At 44.2% G+C, this 21,542-nt stretch carries 18 protein-coding genes; 5 read left to right on the forward strand and 13 right to left on the reverse strand.

The window, feature by feature from the left end; translation table 11 throughout:
* The first annotated feature begins 153 nt into the window (after positions 1 to 153).
* Positions 154 to 678 carry a metal-dependent hydrolase gene (locus tag AC58U0_RS32890; protein ID WP_497382983.1) on the forward strand — a complete coding sequence of 175 codons (525 nt, stop codon included), beginning with the start codon at positions 154 to 156 and terminating at the stop codon, positions 676 to 678.
* On the opposite strand, the gene AC58U0_RS32895 is transcribed toward AC58U0_RS32890, so the two are convergent.
* From AC58U0_RS32895 to AC58U0_RS32905, 3 genes are all read right to left on the reverse strand, one after another.
* Positions 675 to 1,160, reverse strand: coding sequence for a hypothetical protein (locus tag AC58U0_RS32895; RefSeq protein ID WP_497382984.1), 486 nt, complete (start codon positions 1,158 to 1,160; stop codon positions 675 to 677). The two genes, AC58U0_RS32890 and AC58U0_RS32895, sit on opposite strands and share 4 nt — an antisense overlap.
* 331 nt (positions 1,161 to 1,491) lie before the next feature.
* A complete protein-coding gene (locus tag AC58U0_RS32900; protein ID WP_497382985.1) occupies positions 1,492 to 1,683 on the reverse strand; it encodes a hypothetical protein in 192 nt (63 codons plus the stop codon).
* Positions 1,680 to 2,162: a RidA family protein gene (locus tag AC58U0_RS32905; protein WP_497382986.1), complete on the reverse strand. Its 483-nt coding sequence runs from the start codon at positions 2,160 to 2,162 to the stop codon at positions 1,680 to 1,682. The genes AC58U0_RS32900 and AC58U0_RS32905 overlap by 4 nt, the downstream gene beginning before the upstream one ends.
* 119 nt (positions 2,163 to 2,281) lie before the next feature.
* Between AC58U0_RS32905 and pdxR the strand changes: the two genes are divergently transcribed.
* Positions 2,282 to 3,691 (forward strand): MocR-like pyridoxine biosynthesis transcription factor PdxR, encoded by a 1,410-nt coding sequence (gene pdxR / locus AC58U0_RS32910; RefSeq protein ID WP_497382987.1) that lies wholly within the window; start codon positions 2,282 to 2,284, stop codon positions 3,689 to 3,691.
* Here pdxR and AC58U0_RS32915 read toward each other — a convergent pair whose 3' ends face one another.
* A complete protein-coding gene (locus AC58U0_RS32915) occupies positions 3,692 to 5,437 on the reverse strand; it encodes a sensor histidine kinase (RefSeq protein ID WP_497382988.1) in 1,746 nt (581 codons plus the stop codon). It abuts the gene before it with no gap.
* 205 nt (positions 5,438 to 5,642) lie between these two features.
* On the opposite strand from AC58U0_RS32915, the gene AC58U0_RS32920 reads away from it, so the two are divergent.
* Both AC58U0_RS32920 and AC58U0_RS32925 read left to right on the forward strand, forming a co-directional pair.
* Complete coding sequence (locus tag AC58U0_RS32920; protein WP_497382989.1) at positions 5,643 to 6,419, forward strand: SDR family NAD(P)-dependent oxidoreductase; 777 nt, start codon at positions 5,643 to 5,645, stop codon at positions 6,417 to 6,419.
* Between the two features lie 147 nt (positions 6,420 to 6,566).
* Entirely contained in the window at positions 6,567 to 9,824 is a 3,258-nt protein-coding gene (locus AC58U0_RS32925) for a DEAD/DEAH box helicase (protein ID WP_497382990.1), read from the forward strand.
* Positions 9,825 to 9,910: 86 nt separating this feature from the next.
* On the opposite strand, the gene AC58U0_RS32930 is transcribed toward AC58U0_RS32925, so the two are convergent.
* A complete protein-coding gene (locus AC58U0_RS32930) occupies positions 9,911 to 11,899 on the reverse strand; it encodes a hypothetical protein (protein WP_497382991.1) in 1,989 nt (662 codons plus the stop codon).
* A gap of 204 nt (positions 11,900 to 12,103) precedes the next feature.
* Here AC58U0_RS32930 and greA point away from each other — a divergent pair, with 204 nt between their 5' ends.
* Positions 12,104 to 12,574, forward strand: coding sequence for a transcription elongation factor GreA (gene greA, locus AC58U0_RS32935; protein WP_057305342.1), 471 nt, complete (start codon positions 12,104 to 12,106; stop codon positions 12,572 to 12,574).
* 90 nt (positions 12,575 to 12,664) lie between these two features.
* On the opposite strand, the gene murI is transcribed toward greA, so the two are convergent.
* From murI to AC58U0_RS32975, 8 genes are all read right to left on the reverse strand, one after another.
* On the reverse strand, positions 12,665 to 13,441 hold the full coding sequence (gene murI, locus AC58U0_RS32940; protein ID WP_497382992.1) for a glutamate racemase: 777 nt from the start codon (positions 13,439 to 13,441) through the stop codon (positions 12,665 to 12,667).
* A 30-nt stretch (positions 13,442 to 13,471) separates the two neighbouring features.
* Positions 13,472 to 14,251, reverse strand: coding sequence for a Cof-type HAD-IIB family hydrolase (locus AC58U0_RS32945; protein ID WP_497383016.1), 780 nt, complete (start codon positions 14,249 to 14,251; stop codon positions 13,472 to 13,474).
* Between the two features lie 117 nt (positions 14,252 to 14,368).
* Positions 14,369 to 14,899, reverse strand: coding sequence for an ATP-dependent Clp protease proteolytic subunit (locus tag AC58U0_RS32950; RefSeq protein WP_497382993.1), 531 nt, complete (start codon positions 14,897 to 14,899; stop codon positions 14,369 to 14,371).
* Positions 14,900 to 15,068: 169 nt separating this feature from the next.
* Positions 15,069 to 17,096 (reverse strand): methyl-accepting chemotaxis protein, encoded by a 2,028-nt coding sequence (locus AC58U0_RS32955; RefSeq protein WP_497382994.1) that lies wholly within the window; start codon positions 17,094 to 17,096, stop codon positions 15,069 to 15,071.
* 233 nt (positions 17,097 to 17,329) lie between these two features.
* A complete protein-coding gene (locus AC58U0_RS32960; protein ID WP_497382995.1) occupies positions 17,330 to 19,330 on the reverse strand; it encodes an ATP-binding protein in 2,001 nt (666 codons plus the stop codon).
* A 118-nt stretch (positions 19,331 to 19,448) separates the two neighbouring features.
* Positions 19,449 to 19,766, reverse strand: coding sequence for an MGMT family protein (locus AC58U0_RS32965; RefSeq protein WP_497382996.1), 318 nt, complete (start codon positions 19,764 to 19,766; stop codon positions 19,449 to 19,451).
* Positions 19,763 to 20,842, reverse strand: coding sequence for a lactonase family protein (locus tag AC58U0_RS32970; protein ID WP_497382997.1), 1,080 nt, complete (start codon positions 20,840 to 20,842; stop codon positions 19,763 to 19,765). Before AC58U0_RS32970 ends, AC58U0_RS32965 begins: the two co-directional genes overlap by 4 nt.
* A gap of 79 nt (positions 20,843 to 20,921) precedes the next feature.
* On the reverse strand, positions 20,922 to 21,533 hold the full coding sequence (locus AC58U0_RS32975; protein ID WP_497382998.1) for a TetR/AcrR family transcriptional regulator: 612 nt from the start codon (positions 21,531 to 21,533) through the stop codon (positions 20,922 to 20,924).
* Between the last annotated feature and the right edge of the window lie 9 nt (positions 21,534 to 21,542).

Consider the following 21,542-nt stretch of genomic DNA (forward strand, 5'->3'; position numbering starts at 1 on the left):
AGCATCATATGACGCAATATGAGGGTGGATTCAGACAATCTTATAGGTAGAATACGACACGGATTATTTATTTTTTCGGCTTCCCCTCAATTTAGGAATCGCATGCGAATAGTATACAGTTATCGTAAAATCACGAAGGGGTAGGAGCTTAAGATGTTACAAAAAACACACAGTATTGCCGGATTCATTTCCGCGGAAATCGTTCTCACTTATCAAGATATTAGTTTCTTCACATGGGATGCCGCCGGGGCTCTTTTACTTGGATGTTTGGCAGGCACGCTAGCGGATGTTGATAAGCCAGGTTCTACAATGGCGAAGGTTCTTTTTCCTTTATCTGCTCTGCTGCGGCTGCTCAAGGTAAAGCATAGAACCGTCACGCATTCCTTGCTTTTTCTACTACTCTTAGTTGTCATTGCAATGCCCTTATCACCTTTATATTTCTGGGTATTCATCCTCTCTTACGCGTCACACTCGTTTATCGATTTATTCAATGATAGAGGGGTTCAGCTCTTCTGGCCTATTCCCTACAAGATTCGTCTACTCCCAAAATGGATAGCTATTGACACGGGTTCAGTGAGCGAGACCGTTTTCCGCTGGCTACTTCTGGCCATGAGTCTATTTATCCCTTTTTGGACTTATGTACTTCCTCAAATCATGAGTCATACCGCTATGTTTTAATGCGTTGCAACAATGTAATCCCCATTGGCATTGAGCAGAAACTGCGCATGATACGCTCCTTGAGCATCGGGCTCAGCTAAGCTCTGCACGATCTCGCCAACAGCAGGAACACCTAAGAAGTCGTTCAATCCCTTCTTCATCTTCGATTGGAAAAGGATCTCGACTTCTTTCCCCCGATTTCTCGGAGAAATAACAGGGTCGCTCAAATGAATCGGATTATTCTCATCCAACAATTCAGAGTGGTGCAGCAGATCGCTCGGAACTTCCAAATTGTCTGGAACGGAGACCAATAGAACCGTCTCCGACTCATTGGTCTTTACTTGCATGACCGTTCCTGCCACATAGGTTGGACCCTGTTGGTTTTCTTCCATCGACATCAACCTTTTTTCAGGTGAAATGAAAGCACACAGCACAAACAGAGGAAATAAATGAATGAGACTTTTCTTGAACTCTTCCTTGTAGCGGCATTTTGACTTCTTCATTCTATGCTCCTCCCTTGAGATTCAATTAAATTTTACGATTCATTTCATTCGTTAGTTATCATTACCCCGTTCATAAGTATTTGAAAACTTAATGTAACGATTTTGTTGAAAAAGAAATTAGACTGTTCCAAAATTCATTTTCGAATGTTATTCCTCTCTCCCCTTTACTGTATAAGACTATGCTGTGTGACCAGAAATTGCTGAGGAACGTCGATGCGCTATTTGCACGAAAAACACGCAAAATCATGCAGAAGAGGAACGACAATGCGCTATTTCACGAATTTCACCTTAGAATCGGTTCTATTGTTCAAATAGCGTATCCACGTTCCTCCTATTCGATTTTTATCACTGTTTTCCCAAAATAGCGCATCGACGTTCCGCTAACTAGCGGTCGGGTGATTTCACTTGTCATCGGCAGAAAAACAAAAAAATGAGAAGGCAAGTAACCTTGCCAACTCATTTTTTTTTGTGCCTCTAAGGGGACACCCCTTCGCTTGATTGCTGTGACTACTTCGGCATTCATGCCAGATCCCCCATTTCCTCGCGCTGAGAGGCAATCTCAAAAATAGTATCAACGACAAGAGGAAGATTATCTCGTAATGAACTAGCTCCTAGAACCGATCGAGCGTGGGCCCCCTTCTCACCGAATACTTCCTGCATAAGATCAGAGAACCCGTTTAAAACCAAATGATGTTCGGCATAATTAGGATCTGCATTGACGAAGCCTTGAACCTTTACGACTTGTGTAATCCTATCCAAGCTGCCAAGTGCATGTTTGGCTGCAGCAAGCACTTCAAGGCCTGCAAGTCGTGCCAGCTGGTAGCCTTCTTCTGTTTTGTAATCCAACCCAAGCTTCCCTTTCGGCTTCCCCGTAGGCCCTTTTCCAGAAATAAACAACAGTTGACCGGTTACAACATAATTAACATAGTTTGCAGCAGGGCCGCTGCTCTCAGGCAGCACAATACCTAGTTGGTCTAACTTCCACTCAATTGATTCTGTCACTATACTTCACCTCTGACGATAGATATTGATAATTGCTTATCCTAAAGTCTATACTAAAATTGACCCTGCTATTAGGTTCAGTTTTCCATAAAAATTAGGGGTCAGATTCGAGGACTACCATGTTCGATATTTTGCTTACAAGCGATGCACAAGGTCCACTTTATATACAGTTATATCGACATATCCGAGGTCTTATCCAGCGCGGTGATATCCCAGACGGCACGAAATTACCTTCCATTCGCACGCTCAGCCAACAGATACATTTTAGTAAAAATACGATTGAAACTGCCTATCAAATGCTTATTGAAGAAGGATATGTGATTAGTAAGCCTCGTTCAGGTCTTTATGTAGTCGCTCCCTTCTTGCATCCACCGATCCCTAACCAACATGCATGCAATCTACCGAAAGACATACAAAACTCCAACATGAATTCTCTGCAATCTCCACACGAAACTCCTATTGATTTTAGTCTATTAGAAATCGACAGCGAGTCTTTCCCGCTTCAAGCGTGGAAGGCTTGCTTAAACGAGTCCATTTCCTACAACAGCGGCCGCATTCACCAATATGGCGACAACAAAGGGGAATATGCGCTGCGGCTGCAAATTGCCCATTATTTAAAGCAGTCCAGGGGTGTATCCTGCTCTCCAGAGCAAATCGTTGTTGGAACGGGAATGTCTAACAGCCTGCATCTCCTCTCCAAGCTAATCGGACAATCCGCACGAGTCGCTTTTGAGAAGAATGCCATAGCTCAGGTCGGTGATATTTTTACACAGAACGGATATACGGTTGTCCCTTTTCCGCTAAGTGAAAATGAGTTTTCTATTGCTGAGATCATTCCTACAACTATTGACGCGGTATACGTTACTCCATCCCACCGGCCTTCAGGAAACCCTTTATCCTATGCGATTAGGCAGGAGCTAATTCACTGGGCCTATCACAATCAAAGCCATATTATTGAGGATGATTATGATGGTGAATTCCGTCATGCCGGCAAAACCATTCCTTCCCTTCAAGGACTTGATCGGCATGGTGTGGTCATTTATATCGGAACATTTTTCAAAGCTTTCACGCCTGCATTACGTATGAATTATATGGTGCTGCCTCTTCAACTTTTGCCTAAACTTCATCCTATGGAACGCACGCTCTCTAGCCCCTCACGTATGGATCAACTCGCCATGGCTCTGTTCATGGAACGCGGACATTGGTACCGCCATATCAGGCGTATGCGTAATACGTATCGGAAAAAACATGATAGAATCCTCCAGCTAATACACACTCATTTAGGCTCTCTTGTTCAAGTAGAAGGCGGGGGAGTTGGACTGCACATTGAATTGACGGTCCATCTTGCATGTTCAGCAGAAAAGTTAAAAGACCTAGCCCTTTCAAAAGGGGTCTGTGTATACAGCTCTCAACTGGCAGAATTAATGCCCCATAACAAAAAGCCCAAGATTTACTTGGGCTTTGGCGGAATAACCATGAAGAATATGGAGCGCGGGATTCAATTATTAAAAGAAGCTTGGATACGATGATTATTGCATCGGAACCGATATTTGGAAACAGATGCAGCCGTCTGCCACAGACACTTCGATGGTTCCTTTGTAATACTCGATTCGTTCCTTCACAACCGATAGACCAAGACCCTGGTGATCACCTTCACCTTTGGTGCTGTAGCCAATCGTGAACATTTTGTTATAATCATCCAGCTGGAATTCGGGATCAACAGGGTTCGTTACGGATATGGTTAAATGGTTTGACTCCGACCATCCGTTAACCATAACTTCACGTTCGTCTGGCGGGAATTTATTGACCTCATCAAACGCATTATCAATCAAGTTCCCAATAATTTTCACGATATCAACAGATTTCACACCTAATGACAAGCCTTCTAGGCCGGTAAAATGGTAATTGAAATCGATTTTGGTTCTCATGGCAAGCGCAATCTTTGCTTGGATAAGAGCTGCAATAGCCGGATGCCCGATTCGAATGATATCGTTCACTTCGTTGATTTCCTCAATTAATTCTTTCATGTATTTCATTTGGTCTTCTTTTTTTCCTTGAGACAGCAGAGCATACATGGTTTGTACATGGTTTAGAAAGTCATGCCGTTGACTGCGTATCGTAGCAAACATGTGATCCACGTTTTGAATGTACATTTCTTGTGTGGACTGGACAGCTGTTTCTCGGCTTTTCGTAATAAATCGGAATACCAAATAGATAAGCACACAGCTAAAAATCGTAAATAAAACAATGAGAACTGTAAGCTGAACGAGCTGCTTGTTTAACGTGCGTTGAATCGTTTGATAATCCGAGACGATGGTAATCACATAAGGAACTTCCCTTTGAACTTCGGTCAATTTTTCCTTAACAGGAACATACATGAACGTTTTCAGAATAGGCTTCCCATTCCAATTTTCCACTACGCTAACTGGTTTATTTTCCAGTATAGACGCCTTATAATTATCCAAATCTTTCGTACTCGTTATGTTATATGTACCAAATAAAACCGGGCGGTCATAGACCGAGATAAATGGAACCCCACTACTGTCTTTATACTCAATCGGCTTTGTACCAAAAGTTACCCCGTTCAGTCCCGATATTTCCATAATATCTGGATTCGAAGCGAGCGTTTTCTTCACGATCGTATCCGCGCCTACGATTTGCTTGAATTTCTGAATCTTATCCGCATTGACAAACACACATATTAAATAATTCGTGCTTCCATCATAAAAGTACCCAAACTTACTAACATTGCTCGAACCTGAAGCCGGAACCTCATAGATACCCGACCAGAAATTAGGCAGCTTTTGCCCCTCAGCAATCGTAACTTGATGATTATCCAGAAGCTGGCTAAAAGCCGTAAACCAATAACCGAATGATTTGGTACTTGTAATCTGCAGCTCCTTGGGCTCGGATGACTTACCTATCATAATATCATCACCATTTCGCTTCATCAGCGAGAAACCATCAACACCCGCTTCCCTGGCAAGCTCAATTAATTGTTCATTCGTAACTTTATCAATATCCGGATCTAACTGACTCTTGGCGAATAGCGCGACTGAACGAAGATTCTCACCAATCAAATCTTCTACAAAAAATGAACCTTCCTCTGATTGCTCAATGGATGTGCGAATTTGACTCGCAGTCGATTCCATGCGTTCAGATAACGCTTGCGTTAGGAGAGATTTCGTGAACCAATAGTAAGAGGTGTTATTCGTTACAAGTAATAAAATAACAATAGCAAAGGTAACATAAATGACTTTGGTGTTGATTCTCATGAAGTTTCACACTTTCTTTTTTTATGTAAACTGAATATTACAACACAGACATGAAATAATTTTCGACACAAATCGAGGAATTACCCCTCTTTCAGTAGTATAGTTGGATACGAAAGCGTTGTCTATCTATTAATATACACGCATCAAAACGTTTGGTAATATAGGGAAGAAATCAATAGAATTCAGATCATGGGGGACGCAATATATGACAAAAACAGCATTAATTACCGGAGCCTCTTCTGGCATTGGCGAAGTTTTCGCGAGACGATTTGCCGAGAAAGGAAACCATCTCATTCTAGTCGCACGCTCCAAAAATAAATTGGATCAACTAGCTGTAGAGCTTTCCACTGTGTATGCTGTTAAAGTCCAGGTTATTGCGATCGATTTGAGCGTAGAGAATGCTGCATCCGAGGTCTTTAAGCAAACTGAGCAGTTAGGCACGCACGTCGATATTTTGGTCAACAATGCCGGATTTGGCTTGAGTGGCGAGTTTTTAAATCATTCACCCGAGATCTATCGGCAGCTGATGATGCTGAATATAGCTTCGGTCGTGGAAATGACTCATTACTATTTACCGAAAATGGTAGCAAAAGGAGATGGGACCATCATTAATCTGGCATCCTTGTTATCCTTCTTCCCTTTTCCGTATTGTTCTGTTTATAGTGCAACGAAAGCTTTCGTTCTGTCTTTCACTGAGTCTCTATGGGAAGAATATCGCCATAAAGGAATTAAATTGTTGGCTCTGTGCCCAGGCCCGACGGATACCAAATTTTTCGATACAGCCAAAGATGTTGAAACCAACAATAAACGGACACCCGAACAAGTTGTAGCTACAGCTATGAAGGCACTTGGACGTAATAAAACCTACGTCATTGACGGCAGCGTAAATAAGTTCAATGCTTTTCTGGGACGCGTCCTCCCTAGGAAGACCATTGTCAAATTGTTCGGATCTGCCATCCGTAAATCAATGACAGCCAAGTAGTACATGCAGTCCATTCTCCATTTGGAATTGGGCTGCATTTTTTATTGATCAGAGCTTGTTTTTCACGAGAACGAATGTTTGCTATAATGAATTCAACGAATAGCAATTCCGGAACATAACTATTTTCCAAAAGGAAGGATCCAGGTAATGAGCTTTCAGCTGACAGATGGGGTCATTAAGTTGTTGTGCGGCCGGTTTTCTTATGAAAAAGGAGAAGTCTACTACCATGAAAGAAGAGTGACTTTCCTACATGAAGATCCTGAAACACCGCTCTATGAAGCCACGGTCGAAGGATATAACGGCACCTGCCAAGTGACCGTTGAAGAGGATACAAACGGGGATGTTATTGCCCATTGCACCTGTCCTGCGTATGATCCGGACGATAAATACTGCGAGCATATCGCTGCCGTGCTGCTGAATATTCATGCTATTCAGCAAGTACCTCGAGTTGGCGGTACAACATTAAGGTCTTTTGGACACTCAGAGGGAGATCGGAGATTGACGAGCCATATATTGGATTTGTTCGGGAACAAACCGCAGCGTCCAAGCCGTTCACAACCTCTTTTCGATACAAGAACAGTACTAGAAATGGAGTTTACCTGCAAGCCCTTCCAATACAGCTATCGGAAGTTCATGTTCGGGATTGAGATGAAGGTCGGTCCTAAAAAACGGTATATCGTCCAAAGGTTAAGAGAATTTCTTGATCATATTGAGCGGAGAGAAGCCTATGTATTCTCAAAGCATTTCACATACGACCCTAAGCTCCATAGTTTTCAAAAAGAAGATGATGCGGTCATTAGGAATCTCATCGAAATCTATCGCAATGAGCAGATGTACCTTGAGACTTCAACTACGTACTCTGTTCGTACGAATCATTTGAGTGGCGATCGGATGCTGCTGGTTCCTCCTTTCTCATGGACAACCTTGCTTCCCGCGCTTACCGAGGCTTCGTCCGTAAAACTTGAGCAGGATAACCGCACATTCGATGGAATCCGTGTATCGGGTGAACCCATCCCGCTCCACTTTGAATTCGACCAAACAGCGGCCGAAGGCTTCCAATTGGATGTCCAAGGTTTGGAAAAGATTACGGTAATGGAATCGTATGGAGTTGTCGTATCCGAAGGAAAGCTGATGCAAATGCAAGCCGAACCGTGTAGGCGTCTTTCAGAGCTTAAGCAAATGCTCGAAAACTCCAGCAAGCACCAAATTCAGATTCCGCCCGCGCAAATGGAACCTTTTATGGAAAAAGTGATTCCTGGCCTGATGAAGCTAGGCAGTGTCCATATCGCTGGGGCCATTTCCGACCGCATTATGCGAACGCCGTTAAAAGCTAAGTTGTATTTGGACCGAGTGAAAGATCGACTGCTTGCCGGTCTGGAGTTTCAATACGGCGATATTGTCATTAACCCGCTAGAAGGCAATGAACAGAGGCGCGCAACCGACCGCATTCTCATGCGAGACGGAGATCAGGAGCGACGAATTCTGGAGCTTATGGAGCAAAGTACCTTCGCTAAGATGGAGGAAGGATATTTCATGGATGGCGAAGACGAGGAATACGAATTTCTGTACCACGTCGTTCCGCAGTTGGAGAAGCTGCTGACTGTTTATGCCACCTCTGCCGTGAAAATAAGACTTCTAACCGGACATGCCCCGCCGATAGTCAAGGTTGATGTGGATAAACGAACGGATTGGCTGGCATTCAAGTTCGATATGGAAGGTATTCCGGAATCGGAAGTCCGCAATCTGTTGAAATCCCTTGGGGAGAAACGCAAATACCACCGGCTGCCGGACGGGGCGTTACTGCCGCTCGAAAGCGCGGAGTTTCAAGAAATTGTCCGCGTCATGAACGAAATGGGCATTACTAAGGAGGACGTGAAAGCCGCAGAGATCCGCCTCCCCTTAGTCCGCGGGCTCTATTTGATGGACTCCGAGAGGCAAGGAAATACCGTTAAGCTGGGCAGAACATTCCGCCAGTTACTGGAAAACATGCGGAATCCGGATAATCTGGATTTCACGGTACCGGCTAGTCTGGAACTTGTTCTTCGGGATTACCAGAAGTATGGATTCCAATGGCTGAAGACGCTAGCCCAGTACAATTTCGGCGGCATCTTGGCAGACGATATGGGCCTTGGAAAAACCATACAAAGCATCGCTTTTATTGTCTCTGTGCTGCCCGAGATCAGAAAGCAGGCGCTGCCGGCGATCATTGTTGCTCCCGCTTCTCTCGTCTACAATTGGCTCAATGAGCTGAAGAAATTCGCGCCAGAGATTCGGGCTGTTATCGCCGATGGGAGCAGAGGAGAGCGCAACAAGGTTCTGAAACATGCGTCCCAAGTCGATGTTCTCATTACCTCATACCCGCTTTTGCGAAGGGATATCGAGCTGTATGCGAAACAATCGTTTCATACGCTTATTTTGGATGAGGCTCAGATGTTCAAGAACCACACCACGCAGACGGCCCAGGCGGTGAAGGCGATTCAGGCTGAGTACCGTTTTGCCCTTACTGGAACTCCAGTGGAGAACAGGCTTGAAGAACTTTGGTCCATCTTTGACGCGGTGTTCCCTCGGTTGTTCCCAGGGAGAAAAGCATTCAATGACTTATCCCGTGAAAGTGTAGCCAAGCGGGTCCGACCGTTTCTGCTGCGCAGGTTGAAGACCGACGTTCTCAAGGAACTGCCGGAGAAGATCGAGTCGCTGCAAGCTTCCGAGCTGCTGCCGGAACAGAAGAAGCTGTATGTCGCTTATTTGGCCGAACTGCAACAGGAAACACTGAAGCATCTGAACAAAGACAGCTTTAATAAACATCGGATCAAAATATTGGCCGGCTTGACCCGACTTCGCCAGCTGTGCTGCCACCCGTCTCTATTCGTCGATGATTATGCCGGAAGCTCGGCCAAATTCGAGCAGCTCATGCAGATTATCGAAGAATGCAGAAGCGCCGGCAAGCGGGTGCTGATATTCTCGCAATTTACAGCGATGCTGGGGATGATCGGGCGAGACCTAGGTTATCAAGGAGTGCCATATTTCTATTTAGACGGTAAAACCCCTACGGCCGAACGTGTAGAGCTGTGCAATAAATTTAATGATGGCGAGCGAGACCTGTTCCTCATCTCATTAAAAGCCGGCGGTACTGGACTAAACCTAACTGGTGCCGACACTGTTATCCTCTACGACCTATGGTGGAACCCTGCTGTAGAACAGCAAGCTGCGGACCGTGCACATCGTATCGGCCAGAAGAAGGTTGTGCAAGTGATCCGACTTGTTGCGCAAGGCACCGTAGAAGATAAAATGTACGAGCTCCAACAGAAAAAGAAGAATCTGATTGATGATGTGATCCAGCCGGGACATGAAGCATTGTCCGCTTTGACGGAGCAAGAGATTCGGGAGATTTTGATGATAGGATAATGAAAAGGCAAAAAGAAGGACGATCCAAGGTCATTGTAAAATGATTGTGGAAGCCCTTCTTTTTGTCAATTATGAATGTGGTAGGTTTACTTAGCTACTATTTCAACGTTCATCTTCCAAATGATTCTTTCGCCGATACGTACAACAACATTCACTTGGTGAGTTCCCGGTGTCAGCGGACGAAATGCTTTCAAGCTAAACAAAGCAACTGACGAATCACTAGCATCTGGCTTGTTAACGATCCCTTCCGTTTTGGAAACATGTGATTCTCCACCTTGATCTCCATTCTCCTCCAAGTACATCTGAAGGGGCATCTGACCGGACTTATAATCTTCCTGGCTGGTCCAATCATAAACAAATACTTGCATTTCTAAATGCCCCTTCTCCGCGCGGGTCGGGAATTCTCCTGACTTCACGTTATAATTCTTCTCAAACAAACTGTATTCTTTGCCCGCAAATACCTGCGTTAATCCAAAAAGAGCTTGAACGTCTTTCAAATTAAGATACCAGCTATCGCGGGAACGACGCGGCAGCTCTGCCAATTGAACACTTTTATCCTTAGTACTGTGCCAATAAATCAACGCATTCTTAGCCCCAGCTTTAAGCTCAAAAGAGTAGTCATCCTTGCTCAAAGTGACGGCATCCGTGCCTTGCACCTTTTCAACTTTGTATTGAAATTGTTCGGCAAGTTGGATGACATCCAAATAAGATTGATTATTTTCCGTATACCCAATCCGCTGACCATTGTAAAGTTGTAACCCATCTTTCGCGGCAGGGGCAATTCCTAGACTATTCGTATTTATTTTTGAAATATGAGCTACCGTTTGTGTATCTTCATCCCAAATTGTATCTTGCAAGCTGTCCCAGTACGGAATCCATCCGGTTCTCCCATCGACATGAGCTTTCAGCCATATGGGCCCGCTGTAGGGTGAATTCCAAGCCTCGGTAACCTCCACTGTCTGATCACGCAGCAGTAATGTAGATGAGCTGAACGGAGTTTCCGGATAGCGCTGCAGCTCCTTTGGATCTTTAACCAAGACTTTCCAATGAACAGGTATGGCAGCTTCAGGCTCGCCAACATTTTTGTTTATCCATCCTGTGCCTTTGGATGAACGTACATGGTACCAAGTACTGTTGTACCAAATCGGATAAGGGCCTCTCCCTGTATATAGTCGCTCTTCGATTTTCTCGAAAGCAGTTACCGTTTCACCTGCTATAACGGCATCTTCCTTCTTCAGTCCATCCCATACATCATGAATTAGCGGCTTTTCACGCACGATATCCATGGTTTCATTCGTACTCAGGATCGAGACTCCCTTTTCGCGTGTCCATGTAGCTCCTTGATCCGTTTGAACTTCGAATGCACGATCATAGATGGTTGTGAACTCCCTTGTGATCGTGTAATCGCCTGCCTTGGAGTTTGACCAATCTTGCTGCTGCTCGCCAACCCCCATGGCAGTACCGAGATCACTATTGGCAGGTAGTCCGTAATAATGTGCTTTTCGCTGCACCTTTTGTACAGTCCCTATTTGATTGACGGGTATATGCGCCCACAGATCACCTAACCAAGTGGTGTGCACCTTCATCCATGCTTTACTAGTGGGGTCGTTCGTATAGAACCACTGTTTTTCGGCCGCAACTACTTCAACCTCTTGTGCGGATAAGGAGGCTGCTGGTCCGCCTTTGGTGCTTTGACTGCGATATAGCGGAGTTTCTTCCAATAGTGTAATTCGCTTAGGCGGCTCCATGTCTATTTCCCATGGATTTGGCCTGATCCACCTCGGCCCGAACATCGTTTCAATCTTCCAGGTGGATAAACCAGTCGACCACGAGCTTTCTACAGTGAGCACATTTACCTCCTGAGGGGCAAAAGTACCTTCCGGCTCATCATCGGGCTGATTAGGAGATGCATAATAGGGCGTCTCGGCCAAAAGCTCAATCGTGGCAGGGAATCTAATTCCTTCTGGCGCGTAGGATCCTCCATAAATGGGTTCAGCTTTCGTCTGATGCGCCAAACTGCCCAATCCTAGTCCTACAGCGAGGATCGCGATAGTGAAGATTTTCATTTTACTCATTTGGAACAATCACATCCTGACTTGAATAAATTAGGGAAAACTTACCATTTATTAGACGCCTGTCATAGTCACAAAGTTGCTTACATCCAGCCCAGCTTTTGAAAAATGCACAAGTTAGACAGTCACCTTGTCTTACTTACTTTACTTGCCTCAGTTACTTTAGTAGTATATCTAGTATCGAATACATGAGGAGCTGCAAAATATATGTCAAATGATGAAATCATTCTAACTCCAGAAGGATTACGCAGTTTAGAATTAGAGCTTGAAGATCTCAAAACCGTCAAACGTAAAGAACTAGCCAGCCGTATTAAGACAGCGATTAGCTATGGCGATCTCAAGGAAAACAGTGAATATCATTCCGCCAAAAATGACCAATCTTTTATGGAAACCAGAATATTGACGATTGAAAGAATGCTGAAGAAAGCTAAAGTGGTTACGAATATCGGCACATCCAAAGTTCAAGTTGGCTCTACTGTTATTCTCAATGATGTGGAATTTGCTGAGAAAATTGAGTATAAAATCGTCGGTACTCAGGAAGCCGATGTGAATGAAAATAAAATTTCCTACGAGAGTCCACTTGGCGTTTCCCTCATGGGCAAATCGGTTGGGGATGTCATTAGTGTGAATGCACCGATGGGTGTCATTAGCTATGAGCTGCTTGAAATCAGAGTGTAACTCTGACGCAATCCTTTTACTTAACAAAATAAAGGCATTGTCATGCAGCGGCGGCTGCACGGCAATGCCTTTTTGATATGTCCACAAACCTTACTCACCAATAGCTTGAATGATTCCCAAAGCCTTTTCCATTTTCTGAATATAGGCTGTCTCATGGCTGGAACACATAAATTTGATGTTGGACTGTCCATCGCCAATTAATTGGTCTCGGTCACTGAGCAGCTGTATCAACCGGTTCACAGTACCCGAGCTTCCATCAACAATTTGGATGTGACTTGGCAGTATCTTTCTTAGAACGCCCCTATAAAAGGGGTAATGTGTGCATCCTAGAACAACAGTCCCATACATCCTTAGGTCGAAGGGCTCCAGCTTGGCATGAAAATAATCAGTGATTTGTTGACTTTCCACATTTAATTGTTCACAGAATTCAACCAATTCCGGCAGCGGTACCGAATCCACCATACCCAGATCATCTATACGAGAAACTAGCTCTCTATATTTCGATTGCTTGAGGGTTAGAGGCGTAGCAAAAACGAGCACTCTTTTACCTGATGAACGATTCATTTCGAGGGCAGGCTTTACCGCGGGTTCCATCCCGATGATCGGTATCTCATAGGTTTTTCTCAATTCTGCAATGGCTATACTGGTTGCTGTGTTGCAAGCAATGACGAGGGCTTTAACCTCTTCTTTGATAATCATGTCTACGGATTTTTTGACAAAAGCAAGAACCTCGTCCTTCGATTTCGTCCCGTAGGGAACATGAAGGGTATCCGCAAAATATAGAAAATCTTCATGAGGCAGTTGCTTCATGGCTTCGTGTAAGACGGTAATACCGCCTATCCCTGAATCAAAAAAAGCTATTCTCATTATCTTCACCCTATATGTATTGTTTCTTTACTATAGTAATCCTGCCGTAATAAGTCCGTTTCGAATGCCATCTTCATCCACATGTGTCGTTACATGATCGGCATAAGGAAGTAAGTCTTTGTGGGAATTCCCCATCGCGATACCGAATCCGACATACGAAAGCATCTCCATATCATTTAAACCGTCACCAAAAGCAACAGCTTCTTCGGGCTTCAATCCAACAAGCTCCAAAAGCGCGGCAATCCCTTGGGCTTTCGAACCACCTGCTGGTAATACGTCTATCGCATGCTGGTGCCACCGAATCAGCTTAAATTCCGTTTGCAGCTCCTCGTACAAATGCTCATCCGTGTCTTCAATATGCAAGAAGATTTGATAAATATCATTTGTTTTCCAGAAATCCGGGTCATACGCCGGCAAATCAACCTTCAATGAGGAAACCGATCCAACAACAAAAGGATGGTCCTCTGTATCCGTGAAGAAGTTATGCTCTCCTTCAAATACGAGGGAATGCTTATGCTTAGCTGCCAGTTTGACCAGTGCTTCTATGCTGCTCTTAGCGATAATCCGTCTGTAGAGCGGTTCACCACGGTAAACGGCATAGCCGCCGTTCAAGCACACATAGGAATCAATCCCAAGCTGTTCAGCCAAGGGTTTGATGAAGTAGGGTGCTCGTCCTGTTGCAATAACCGGTTCAATCCCTTGCTGCTTTAATTGTTGAATAGCTATGATCGTACTAGCAGGAACTTGTTTTTCTTCGTTAACTAATGTGCCGTCAATATCGAAAAATACAATTTTATACACGGTATGGATCTCCTTTTCATTAGGGAACAGCACGGCTGCTCCTCTTCTCTCTATCTCTCAATTAAACACCAAAAGCGGAGAAAAAACAAAGAAAAAGAGAATCCCTCAGGCTTCTCTCCGCCATGTTTATACAATTTCATCAATAATCCCAAATGATAAAGCCTCATCAGGGCTCAAATACCAATTACGTTGATGCTCCTGTACACGATGCAGCTCGTCTGTCTGCAGCTTCGTTTTCGATAAGATGTACTCATCATAAATGTTTTGCAGCCTCTGCGTTTCATCCACACGATTCTTCAAGTGTTCCAAATGACCGTCGATATGCGTAGATACAGAATGATACATGAATGTGCTAAGTCGGCCAGCGTACCTCTTATGGCCGCTGACAGCGATTAGTAAACTCATGCTAGCAGCAAGTCCATACACGTATGTATGCACCGGCGTCTTACTATTTTCAATCACATTGATCAATCCTAGACCATCATAGACACTCCCCCCATTACTATTAATAATTAAGTCGATGGGCAGACGCTTGAAGTCTTTTTCTTTCTTATCTTTGTCATCATCATATTGATTAATTCTCATGATTTGCTCGACTATGGTTTTCACAGAGCTTTTATTAATGCCATCGAATAGATATAAGGTCCTGTCACTCATAGCATGCCTCCTGTCCTTATGGCCTACTGATACGTTAGTCTATTCTCGTTTTATAGACTTTGTAACTCTTTTCCCTTTCTTTTCTGGATTTTTGGGCAAAACAAAAAGGTCAACCAATTGGTTGACCTCTCAATCCCCTTTGACATGCTTGTATATCATGTTCGAAATATTAACGAGTTTTGAATCTAGCAAGCGATTCTTGCAGTTCCTGCGCCATATTGCTTAAATCTTCTGCTGAGGCAGATATTTCCTCCATAGTCGCGTGCTGCTTCTTCGACCCTTCAGAAATGCCTTGTCCGTGGTCATAAGACGCTTTGGTCATGTGCACAATTTCGCTCATGGACGCCGTTACTTCCTCGGTTCCAGCCGACATTTCCTGAGATGCGGCTGAGACTTCCTGGATTTGGTCAGAAATTTCTTGGAACGTCGAGGTAACACGGTTAAAGACCTGCCCTGCCGCATCAATAAGTTCGGAACCCTTCTCTACGTCCAGCACACCTTTATTCATTGCTTGTACCGCTCTTGATGTCGACGACTGCACTTCCCGAATCAAACTCGAAATATCTGCTGCTGAGGATGACGACTGTTCAGCCAGTTTCTTGACTTCGTTCGCCACAACCGCAAACCCGCGTCCTTGTTCGCCAGCTCGTGCCGCCTCAATAGAAGCATTGAGGGATAGCAGCTGGGTTTGACTTGTAATTTCGGTAATGACCGACACAATTTCACCGATTTTTTGTGAGTACGATTCAAGTGCTCTCATATCATCCGCCGATTTCCCGACGGATTCATTAATGAACTTCATCTGTTCGACAGCCTGATTGATCGCAATGCGGCCTTGCTGAACTTCCTGAAGTGAAGCATGTGATGCTTCTGTCACGACCGACGAAGATTCTGCAATTCTTTGTACGCCAATAGCCATTTCCCCCATCGCGGTCGATGTCTGCTCTGCTCCTTGCAACTGGCCTTTACTCGCATTGAACACTTCTTGAATCGATTGGGCGATCGTAGTGGCAATGTCGACCGATTCCGCAGAGCAAGCCGTAAGCTCCTCCGACGAAGCGCCTAACTGTTCCGCGGTGTATCTAGCTTTTCCAACAATGTCTGAGAAAGAATCGAGCATTTGATTCATGTTATCGGCAAGCTGTCCGAGCTCGTCACTTCGCTTGATAGCAAGACGTGGTGTTAAGTCCCCTTCAGCCATCTTCTTCACGGCTTCCGTAATAGCAATAACTGGTTTCGTTGTTTTCGTCGAGACAATCAGTGCGAAAGCCGCTACTACGATAGTCGTAATCACTGTCAGCCAGATCGATACTTGATTGGCTGTTTTTACCGAGCTGTATACTTCTGCATTCACTAAATTCGTAACCAAGCGCCAGCCTGTTGACGGGATTGTATCAAAGCTAATTTCTGTTGCGACCCCATCCTCACCGGTAAATTGAAACGTTCCTTTCTCTTCTTTCAAAACAGTCTCTTTAAACTTAGCTGCTTCCGCAGGCGTAAATACATCCTCCATTTTTTTGCCCACTTTACCTGCGTCAGGATGGGTCAAGAGCAATCCGGAAGGAGACATTAAATATCCGTAGCCTGTCTGGCCAATTTTTATTGTCTTCGTGTAGACGGTTAGGTTATCCGTTGTTAATGGACAGAATAATCCACCGATATAGTTTTGCTTATCATCAAGCAGCGGGACAAAGACAATGATGACATTTTTACCTGAAGCTTTACTGACGAGCAAATCACTACTCACAGGCAGCTTCGTCTGCTTGGCTTGCTTAACGTAATCGCGTTCGCCTATAGGAATCTTTTGACCTGCTGAAGTAAGCGCAATATCGTCTTTATTTGCATAAACATACTGTTCAACTTCTTTGTTGGCTTGTTCAAATTTCTTAAGCGTCTTCATAATTTCTTGTTCATTGCCACTTTTGATCTCATCAAACTTTTGCATTTCTTTCAAAATCGCTATGTGCCGCTGGATAGAATAATCAATGGCTGTTACATTGGCTTTAACGACACTTTCTTCCTTGGAGTGAACTTCACCAGTCACCACATTCTTCAAATAGTAGGAAGAAAAAATAATACTAAAAAGCATCGGTACTAACGCGATAACAAGAAACATCGCCGTCATTCTTGCTTTAAACGACTTCAATGATACGTTTCTTACCCATCCTTTTACATTCGCTGTTCTCTGTGGCTTCATTCCTTCTTACTCCTCCTTTGTTAAGCAAGTATCCCACTTAAGCAGCCGTGGAATCTTGCTCTTCTGGTGAAAAAGCTAATAACAACTTACATTTGATCATTAAACTTTCATGTGAATTCGATGCATTCTGACAAAATCCTCTATATTTCGACATAATCGAAATCGGATTGAACGAAAAAAAGCATGTCAATCCGCGAGGTTTTCACGGTTTGAACATGCTCTTTCTTACCCGACTAATCTGCATCTATTTCAACTAACTGAACAATAAAGATTGAACCTTTGCCGAGCTCCGTATCAACAACTACTTTCCCATGATGTGCTTCAATGATTTCCTTGACAATAGATAACCCAAGACCTGTTCCTCCGATTTTCCTGCGATCCGAATTATCGACACGGTAAAACCTCGTAAACAGTTTGTCCAAAGCATCGGCTGGAATGCCAAGACCATAATCTTGGATCTTGATTATTACTTTACCGTTATCGGTTTCCACATAAATATCAATTTTCGTCTCACCCGGCGAATACTTAATCGCATTGGAGATCAAATTATGGAACACTTGCTTTAAACGGTCTTCGTCCCCTTGGACAAAAATACGCTCGGTTGCCGCATGCAGCTCAGCATCATGATTATCTTTTCCCTGCCACTGCTCAACAATTTCGCGGAGTAATAGAACTGCATCCAAGGATTGGAAATGAAACTCTTGCCGGCCCGAATCCAACCGCTGCAAATCAAGAAAATCGTTTATCAAATTCGATAGCCGTAAGGATTCCTTATGAATCGTCTCGATATACTTGACGCGCTTCTCTTCCGTCACTGCACGTGTTGCCAGGATTTCGATAAAACCTACAATCGAGGATAGCGGTGTCCGAATTTCATGAGAAATAATGCTGACAAACTCATTTTTCAACTCATCGATTCGCTCTTCTTCCGTACGATCTCTAAATCCGACTAAATGTCCCCTGAGCGTATCTTCCATTTCACCTGAAATAGGATTGACATAACATTCATAGTGCCTTGTTTCGCCTTTCAGCGTCAATCTAGATATTCGCTTTCGAAAAGGCGGGATGGATTGTTCGAAATAAGCGTCGATGACCTCATCAAAAGCAGCGTCTGAGGTTTTCATTCCTAAACAATAGCTAGACATTAGTTCTCCGCTTTCGAGTGGACGTTCAAAGAAATGTTCCACGCGGCGATTTGTAAAGATGACCCGTCCTTCTGTATCACACATGATGATGGCCTCATGGCTGGATTCAAGCATCCGCTCAATAATATCGTTTTGTTCTGAAATCTTTCTCTCAGCCTGTTGGCTTTCATCAAGCAGCACCTTATATTTTTCTTTACTATCCTTCACCTGCTGGAAAAGCTCTGTCATTCTCAGATACATTTTGGTAAACTCATAAATCATTCCCGCAAGTACAATATTTGCACATACAAAGGTGTTCCACCTAGCCACATACCATCCCACACTAAAGCGCCCGCCGCCACAAAGAATAATCGCCACATCCAGCATTGAAGCCAGTACGGCTACACATAGCCAGGTCGAAGTAACTGTACTCGCTTTCGTTCTTTTGTAGAAGACAATTAATGTAATCAAAGTAATGAGGACAATAGGCAGCCCAAGACCGTATATAAATAAGGGTGTTAGCTTACCTTGAGACAGTACAATTGGCAGTTGATTTTTGAAATGTGTGGTAATAAAAGTAAAGACTGTGATTAGTAAAACGACACCCAGCAGTGTGTAAAGGCCTAATCTCTTAGCCTTACGGGCACTATAACGAACATTCGCATATTTCGATTCGATTATCATATAGAGGGCAATCGCTAGAGGAAAACCTGCGTGCAAGATCACGTATAGCCAAGCCGAAGTTTGTGTTCCTGCATGGAACAAGCCATTTTCAGCGAAAACACGAGGAAACGTGAGGATATAGACCAAACTCATACCACTGGAAAACAGATACAATGCAAACAGGACGAGTACCGCCGGTGATCGATTGATTTTGAATTGACTATAAATCACGTAAGCAGTAATGAATTCGAAACAAATAACCGTGGAAAAAATGGCCGGCTGATAGGCCTGGAGCTCAACCAACTGTATCCTTACAAACGGGACAGAAAGTAGCGAAATCATAGCCACGATAGCCCCAATAATAAAAGCAAACCGCCGCTGCGAAGGATTGGACTCCATCGTTATTAAATTATATATCGTTGCTGGTGATGCTTGCTCTTGAGTCATAACAACCTCCGCGAATTGATCATCCTATTTCACAAGATTCGACAAAGTCTGGCCCACTTCCTTCTTGCAAAAAGCCTCACTTCTTCCAGTTGCAAGAAGTGAGGCTGCCTATGTAAACTCATGCTTCTTCTTTCATTTGATACTGATAGTGCTCAAGGGAGACATTCCGATTATCCGTAACTATGACACCTTCAGCTTGCAGCAGAAAACTTTGCATATGAGAACCTTCATCATCCATGATAGCAATCTCTCCCTTTGCGTTAATGACTCTATGCCAAGGAAGGCGATGCTTCTTGCTCATGGCATGCAAAATTCGTACGACTTGCCGAGCCGCCCTTGGGCTTCCAGCGAGCCCAGCGATCTGACCATAGGTCATAACTTTGCCCTCGGGGATTGACCGAATGATGTGAATAACCCGCTCCGTAAAAGGTGTCATTCTACAGTAGCAAACTTGATGCATACCGGTTTAGACACATTTAACACATTTCCGTTAGGAACAAGCTTCCCTGATTGAGAGTCACGTGAGAACGATACAATATGATCCGAATCTTTGTTAGCTACCAGCAGAAATTGTCCATCCGGCGATATCGCAAAATTACGCGGATGCTTCCCTAACGTAGGTGCGTGCTCCACCACCGTTAACTTACCCGTAATTGCATCAACGGCATACACGACAATACTATCATGGCCGCGGTTAGATCCATATAGGAACTTTCCATCTGGTGAAACATGAATGTCAGCGCAGGCATTTTCCCCATCATAAGACTCTGGGAGTGTGGAAATCGTTTGGATTTCGGTCAGTTCTCCTCGTTCTTCATCATAACTGAAGGCCGTGACAGTGGAGCCAAGTTCGTTAATCACATAGCCAAAAGCATAGGACGTATGGAAAGCAAAATGCCGCGGACCTGAACCGGGGGCTATATGCACTTCATTATGAGGAATAAGCCGTTTGGCAGGGATATCGAGCTTGTACATGATAATCTTATCCAAGCCTAAATCACAGACTCCCGCATAACGGTTTGCCCGATCCAAGAAAACTGAATGAGCACGCGGTCTATCCTGCACCGATAGGACGCTTGCTCCTTGGTGCTGCTGGATATCAGCCGTTTTGCCTAAACGTCCGTCCGCTAACACAGAAGACAAGCCTACCATACCCCCGTGGTAACTGGATACCATCACCACTTGGTTCGTATGGTCTAATGTAATGTGGCACGTTGTTGCAGGCAGTGTGATCTCGTTGTTCAGAAACGTTAATTCACCTGTAGTTGAATCAATATCATAAGAAGATGCCGCCCCGCAGCGCTGTTGATTCTCGTCAACACCTTCTGATAATGCATATAGTTTCCAATTTCTCGCGTCCACAGTCAAGAACGTCGGGTTTTGCAAACCATTTACTTGATGGGTGACTTCAAAGCTCCCATTCACTTCATCGTATTGGCAGGAGTATACCCCAGGATTATTCGAATCCGCATATGAACCTATAAAAGCTAACGTTTTTTTCTTCTTTTCCAAAAATGCCACACTCCCATTCTTCTGTTATTGATATCAGCATTATCTCAAATCCACTTCTAAGGAGCAACAAAACTTAAACTTATGTATGAACGATCGGTTGAGGCGTGCTGCCGATCCCATAGAAAAACAAATGCACCATTTCCTCGATCAACGTGTCTATATTCCCATGTATACTGGCATATTCCAGCATAGTGTCCGCCTGACTCGTCAACATTTGCATATACATCATGATAGTAGATGTAGAAAGCGCCCCGGTGATTTCCCCATTTTTCTTGCCGTCTTCAATGAGCTGAATGACAAGCGGAACACCCTTGGCCATATATTCTTCTTTGAGAAAGTTTCCCATTTCCGGATCGTCGTGCCATATCTGCTTCATGACCTCAAGACTGAACGTTCTCGACGATTTCTTCTTCTGGAAAACGATGTACTCGATCTTCTCCTTCAGAGAGTGATCGCCGGAGAGAAACTCACCAAATTCTTTCAATGCCGTCCTTGCATAATCTTTGAACACTTCCCGCACCAAGGCTTCCTTGCTGCCGAAGTAATTATAGATGGTTACCTGCGATACGCCAGCCGCTTCGGCGATATCGGCGATCCGCAGTTTTCTGGGATCGGACGTATTCAGCATATTCAAGGTTGCGTGCATGATTTTTTCTTTTTTTTGCTGGGCTCTTTTTTCATAGCCGTTCATTCGGATCAC

It is taken from the genome of Paenibacillus sp. J31P190, assembly GCF_059692075.1.